At 41.1% G+C, this 5,790-nt stretch carries 5 protein-coding genes and 1 pseudogene; 1 reads left to right on the top strand and 5 read right to left on the bottom strand.

What is annotated here, in order from left to right:
* The 3 genes and pseudogenes from GRP75_RS17765 to GRP75_RS17755 form a co-directional block, all read right to left on the bottom strand.
* Positions 1-306: pseudogene (locus GRP75_RS17765) on the bottom strand (hypothetical protein); the annotation flags it as partial.
* A 213-nt stretch (positions 307-519) separates the two neighbouring features.
* Positions 520-1,989, bottom strand: coding sequence for a transthyretin-like family protein (locus tag GRP75_RS17760; protein ID WP_160789951.1), 1,470 nt, complete (start codon positions 1,987-1,989; stop codon positions 520-522).
* Positions 1,990-2,261: 272 nt separating this feature from the next.
* Positions 2,262-3,743 (bottom strand): Ig-like domain-containing protein, encoded by a 1,482-nt coding sequence (locus GRP75_RS17755; protein WP_160789950.1) that lies wholly within the window; start codon positions 3,741-3,743, stop codon positions 2,262-2,264.
* A 307-nt stretch (positions 3,744-4,050) separates the two neighbouring features.
* Between GRP75_RS17755 and GRP75_RS17750 the strand changes: the two genes are divergently transcribed.
* A complete protein-coding gene (locus GRP75_RS17750) occupies positions 4,051-4,539 on the top strand; it encodes a hypothetical protein (RefSeq protein WP_023989558.1) in 489 nt (162 codons plus the stop codon).
* 58 nt (positions 4,540-4,597) lie between these two features.
* Here GRP75_RS17750 and GRP75_RS17745 read toward each other — a convergent pair whose 3' ends face one another.
* Together GRP75_RS17745 and GRP75_RS17740 are read right to left on the bottom strand one after the other, a co-directional pair.
* Positions 4,598-5,428: a siderophore biosynthesis protein gene (locus GRP75_RS17745; protein WP_160789949.1), complete on the bottom strand. Its 831-nt coding sequence runs from the start codon at positions 5,426-5,428 to the stop codon at positions 4,598-4,600.
* A 33-nt stretch (positions 5,429-5,461) separates the two neighbouring features.
* A partial coding sequence (locus tag GRP75_RS17740) for an AAA family ATPase (protein ID WP_160789948.1) occupies positions 5,462-5,790 on the bottom strand: 329 nt, incomplete at its 5' end.

Genomic DNA, 5,790 nt, shown 5'->3' with positions numbered 1-5,790 from the left:
GACGATAAAATTAGATTCAATCATACTGTACACTGCATTAGACACTTCTTCTGGCTGACCTTCCAAAACCCGGTTTAATGAATCATTGATCTGTGTTGTACCGAAATACTTTGCAGCCTGTGATACAATAGCTCCTTCCGCCAACTGTCTGCCAGCTTCACTAATCTCCACGGAGTCTTGAACTACCACTCTTGAGACCTGTTCTTCATGAAGCTGGGGTGGTGGAGCTTGCTTGCTTGTCGGATTGATCCGTAAGCTACTTGCATTAAGAATCGCTTGCTGTGCTCTAAGAGGTCCAAAATTCATTCTATTTCCTCCTGTCATGTTTGTAACAGGCAATCTAAGGCGTATGTATAGTGTAATGTGACCCTGTTTCTATATATATCGGACAAAGCATATATGGAATGAACATATGCTTTGTCCTAAAATTGAACAAATATTGAAACGAACTACTTTTGTTTCAGATATAAAATATTCAAGCAACAAGTTACCTTAAGTGTTAGCTTAATAACCCGTCCATCAGCCGCCATAAATACTATAGGCAAAGTGATATACAATATCTGTGTCTATAATCGAAGTACCTGACACCTGAACGGCTACCCCTGATAGATCATAGTAGTGTGTAAAACTGATGGCTCCAGACAGGTATTCCGCTATACTTCCAGTGGAAGATGGCAGGGAAAGAGTCACACTAAAGGCTCCATTCTGGTCCGTATAAGCTGTGCCTGTACGAGTACGATTTCCGCTGCTTTCAGTCCAGTTCTGATTCAACCAAGTCACATCAACAGGCGCATTTGCCACTGGATAACCATCAGTTGTCTTAACTACCCCCTTCACGGTAAGGTTACTGCGTTGATTAACCCGATAATGACGACCATATGAGTAGTTCGGATAATCATTAGGACCATTAACAGAATCATAGCCGGTAATTTCAATTTTGCCAGCCCGAAGCACTGGCTTCAGTGTAAGTGTGTATAAATGATTGGGTGAATACTGATTGGTTGTGTACACTCGCACATAGTAGGTTCCTGTATTTAAGCTGACATTATGGTTCGTTTGCGGCAAAAGCGCCATTTGGTTTCCTGTAAGAGCTCCGTAGACTTCCGCTTTGTAGCCATAACCGTCCGAAACACTATCAAGCTTTACGTTCAAAGCATCATAATTGCGGCTGGCAGGGATCGTAACTTGGTACCAGTCATTATCAATGCCTGAATGAATGGAGCGTGAATTAAGCGATGAACCGCCCGTACTAAAGGTAAAGTTATAGGCATGGAAAGCACTCTCATCTGGTTCATATGCATCGTAGCTGGAGCTTGTATCGACCGTTAGATAGAAAGGATCATTGATGCTGGAACCCTTTTTGGCATGAACAGCAATCGCATATGCCTTTTCATATCCGGTAGCGTTACGGGTTCCTACGTTCTCAGGAAGTGAGGCAGCCCCCTGTTCATAATTGTTAAAATAAGTACCATAGGTGGATGCGTCAATGGCATTAGGATTAATGTCACCTGTCGTCATATCAAACTCATATAAGTATAAGTCATAGTCAAGCTGGGCTGAAAATGGACCATCCAACTGGGACTGCAACAATTCACCAGCCTGCAAATAGATCGGATATAAAAATTGTGTGCCTCCCTCTTGCGTAATCGTACCGGAATACGTAGCAGAGGAAACTGTGGCTGATGCAGCCATTGGGTTTGCCTTCAGCGAAGAAATGGGTTCCCTTTTCAATGAGGTTGTCTCTGGTGTCTTGAAGTTGAGATTTTCTTGCATGACATAAACCGAAGACGTAACGTTGTCTGGCTTGTCTGCTCGCGTTAAACGCTTAATCACGTCTTCATTTCCAGTTGTTAGCTGAATATCGGATTCCACTTTAATCGCTTGATCCGATGTAGCCTCCGTACTTTCACTCGCATTCGCAGTCATTCCGAAAGCAAACAGGAGCATCATGCTTAACATAACTGCAATAGCCTTTTTGAACCTCTTCATACTGAAATCCCCTCTCAAATGGTTTAAGGAATTCCCGCTATCCCCGGATAAACCAGGGTGATTTCTAGGCTGTATGGCTCAATCATAAATCATCTTTGGTTCTATTGGAATATATTATGCAAAACAATTTCTGTTTGTAATCTATGAAAACAAGACTATTTTCTTATTCTTGGTGAATAAACATGAAAAGCCGCTCTTTCAGAAATGGAAAGCCTCAGCTAACCATTCAAAAAAAGCGACTCTCATGAATCAAAACTACATTAAAGCATATCTTAATTTCTCAAGCTATAAGCAAACAGATAAACAATGTCCGTCGCACTAATCGAGGTTCCATCGACCTGAGCGGCAACTCCTGTAAGATCATAGTAGTGTGTGGAACCAATTTCACTTATATAATCTACATTTTTTCCTGTCGATTGTGGAAGAGAAAGGGTCACACTGAATTTACCGCTATCATCGGTGTACGTAGAAGCCGTTCTCGTGCGGTTACCGCTGCTCTCGCTCCAGTTCTTATCCAGCCATACGACCGTGACAGGAGCATTGGGAACCAGTTGACCATCTGTTGTTTTCACGACACCGTTCACGATCAGACTGCTGCCCCCGTTAATACGATAATGACGACCGTAAGAATACGTCGGATAATCATAATAGCCATTGGAGTTATAGCCGGTAATTTCAATTTTTCCAGCTCGAAGCACTGGTTTAATCGATAGTGTATACAAATGGTCGGCTGAATACTGACTTGTGCTGTACACTCGTACATAGTAGGTCCCTGTGTTTAGGGTAACATTATGATTGGTTTGCGGTAGAAGCACCATTTGATTGCCAATAAGAGCTGCATATACTTCCGCTTTGTACCCATAGCTTTCCGAAGTGCTGTCCAGCTTCACATTTAATGCATCATAATTGCGGCTGGCTGGTACTGTAACTTGATACCAATCGTTGTCTATAGCGGAATGGATGGTGCGGAAGTTAATCGAGGAGCCTTTGTCGTTAACAGTAAAATTATAAGCATGGAAGGCACTGTCATCCGGCTCATAGGCATCATAGTTGGAGCTTACAGCTACAGTCAAATAGAAAAGGTCATTAATGCTAGCCCCCTTCTTGGCATGAACTGCAAGCGCATAAGCCTTTTCGGCTCCGATCGAGTTGCGAGCTCCTACGTTTTCAGGAAGAGAAGCAGCTCCTTGCTCATAATTGTTAACATAAGTCCCGTAGTTGGAAACGTCTATTGGATTGGAATTAATATCGCCTGTCGCCATATCAAACTCATACAGGTATAAGTCATAGTCAAGCTGGGCTGAAAATGGACCATCCAGCTGAGCCTGTAACAATTCACCCGGCTGCAAATAGATCGGATATAAAAACTGTGTGCCTCCCTCTTCTGTAATCGTGCCGGAATATGTAGCAGTAGACGCTGTCGCCACTGTCGCTGCGGCTTTAGATGATACTGAGTTTGCACTGGCTTTGAGCGAAGGGGTAACTCTCTTTTTCAATACAGATTTCTGTGGTGTCGCCAAGTTAATATTTTCTGTAATGGTGTACACCGAATCTGTGATACTGGCAGGCTTGTCCGCGCGTGTTAATTGTTCAATAACACTTTCCTTATCAGTTGTTAGCTGCACATTGGAAACTGTTTGAATCGTTTGATCCGTCTTCACCTCTGGGCTTGCACTCGCGTTCGCCGTCATACCGAATGAAAGCAGGAGCATTGAGCTTAGTGTAACTGAAACCACCTTTTTAAACCTTTTCATACTGAAATCTCCTCTCAAATGTGTTAAAGAAATTCAGCTATTCCCTAAATATATACAGGAAAATTCTAGGATGTCCTGTTCTATCATAAAGTAATTCTGGTTCAAATGGAATATACTTCTTAAAACATTCTTATTTGTAATTCCATGTGAATAGGTTTAGGTTAATCAACTTAATTTTGACACTATTTTACCATAAAAATCCTACCATTCTCTTATTTATACGATATAATCAAATAATATGGATAGTTCTTTAAGACTATTAAATAAATCGAATTACCCATAACATACATAAAAAAGGGGAATACAGATGAAAAAACTTAGCGTGTTTATGTTAGTATTATGTTGCTTCTCCATTTTGGCAGCCTGCTCTACCGATCCGATAAAAAAAGATTTAATCACGTATGTAAATGATGGAATGCTTCCTTTGGCACAAGATGAAAAAGCAGTTACTGATAAGTATGAAGCTGTGACTGGAGATAACTTTACAGATGATGTTACACTATATAATGCTTTAAAAGACGATATCATCCCGGAATACACCAAATTTGTTGATAAGTTAGAAGCTGTAAAGACGGAAACTCCTGAGGTAAGAGCCGTCCACGAAACCTACATCAAGGCCGCCAGTACTCAAAAGGAAGCCTTCATTAAGATGCTCGATGCGTTGGATAAACAGGATCTGAACTTAGTCAATGAAAGTAACACCAAGCTCAGCGAAGGTAGAAAGCTATTCAGAGATTTTGGTGAACAAGTCAACACACTTGCTAAAGAGCATGATGTGGAGATGAATAAGAAATAAATAAAAAACTCCCTTTATGGGAGTTTTTTTATACTTCAGGATTTTGCAAAATCCTCACTTATGAATATTCGAAGCAAATTACCGCTTTACTTAATTCTTGGTCGTAAAATAAATAGACGGTATCCGCCCCACACGCTTGAAAATAATACCCGGTAATGGAACCGATATAGGCAAAAGTCTCACCATTGGGACATTTAGGCACATGAAGCAGATTGGTTTGCTCGAACTGGAGCATCTCTTCCAGAGATTCGTCATATTCCTTGATATAACTCTGAGCCTTGTCAGACTGAAAAGCGATATCATCCAAAATTCCGTTAACTTCAGGGAAATTCAGCCCCCAACCGCTGGTTTGCTTTTCCTCAAAATCACGGGTGAGCTCTTCCACAGACTTTTGGGCCTCCCCAAAGGAGGAATATGGATAAATTTTATTGTTTTCCAGGAAAAATGCTTTGCGAGCTTGGTAGTCTTGTTCATTAGCCATGTACACCTGTTCCAGTCCGTCCAACGCCATAACTTCTCTCTTCATACGTAGGTACGCTTTATCCCCAGTAGATTTCAGCGCTTCATAGGTAGCTTCCAATTGCTCTTTCCGATGAAGACTAAAATAATTCCAGTCTGCTTCGAATTTGTATTTGCCGTCAATTACATCGAAACCCAGCATATCTTCCTTGGTATATGAGGTATGAAATTGCTGAGTATTTTCACCCACACAGCCTTCGTGGATTTCTTTTACGGAAACAAAATGAAGCCACTCATTCTGTTCTGGAAATAAGAACTGGAGATTAATTGAGCAGATTGGCAGAAAGTGCTTGCGGTGATGTTCAAGATTACCAATAAATACGTCCTCATATGCTGGAAACCGTTTGATAAATCTCTCTGGTATGTTCATGGATGCTCCCCCTAAATTGTACGATTCTAGGTTCTATGGTTGCTTTTCGATCCGAAACGTCCCTTCACTGGAAATCACGCTGTAAATTTCATCAAATCCTTCTTCGTAACTTGGGACCTCTAGTTTACTCATTACACTTTTAATACCGATTTCAGGAATATACTCTTTGCCTGTGCGCTGCTCATTACGCTTAATAGATTCTGCAAAATCGGGCTCAAAATAGTAGCCAATAATTTTAAACCCCTTATTTTTACAAGCATCGATATATTTCTTCCGTTCTATAACAGTGGCATTTGTATTGTCTACAACAAAGCGCTGCATTGTTTCAATGGAGGCTTGCAGATAAATATTTTCCCTATTCC

It is taken from the genome of Paenibacillus sp. OT2-17, assembly GCF_009827695.1.
Classification (GTDB): domain Bacteria; phylum Bacillota; class Bacilli; order Paenibacillales; family Paenibacillaceae; genus Paenibacillus; species Paenibacillus polymyxa_B.
This window is presented reverse-complemented; position numbering and strand designations above follow the sequence as displayed.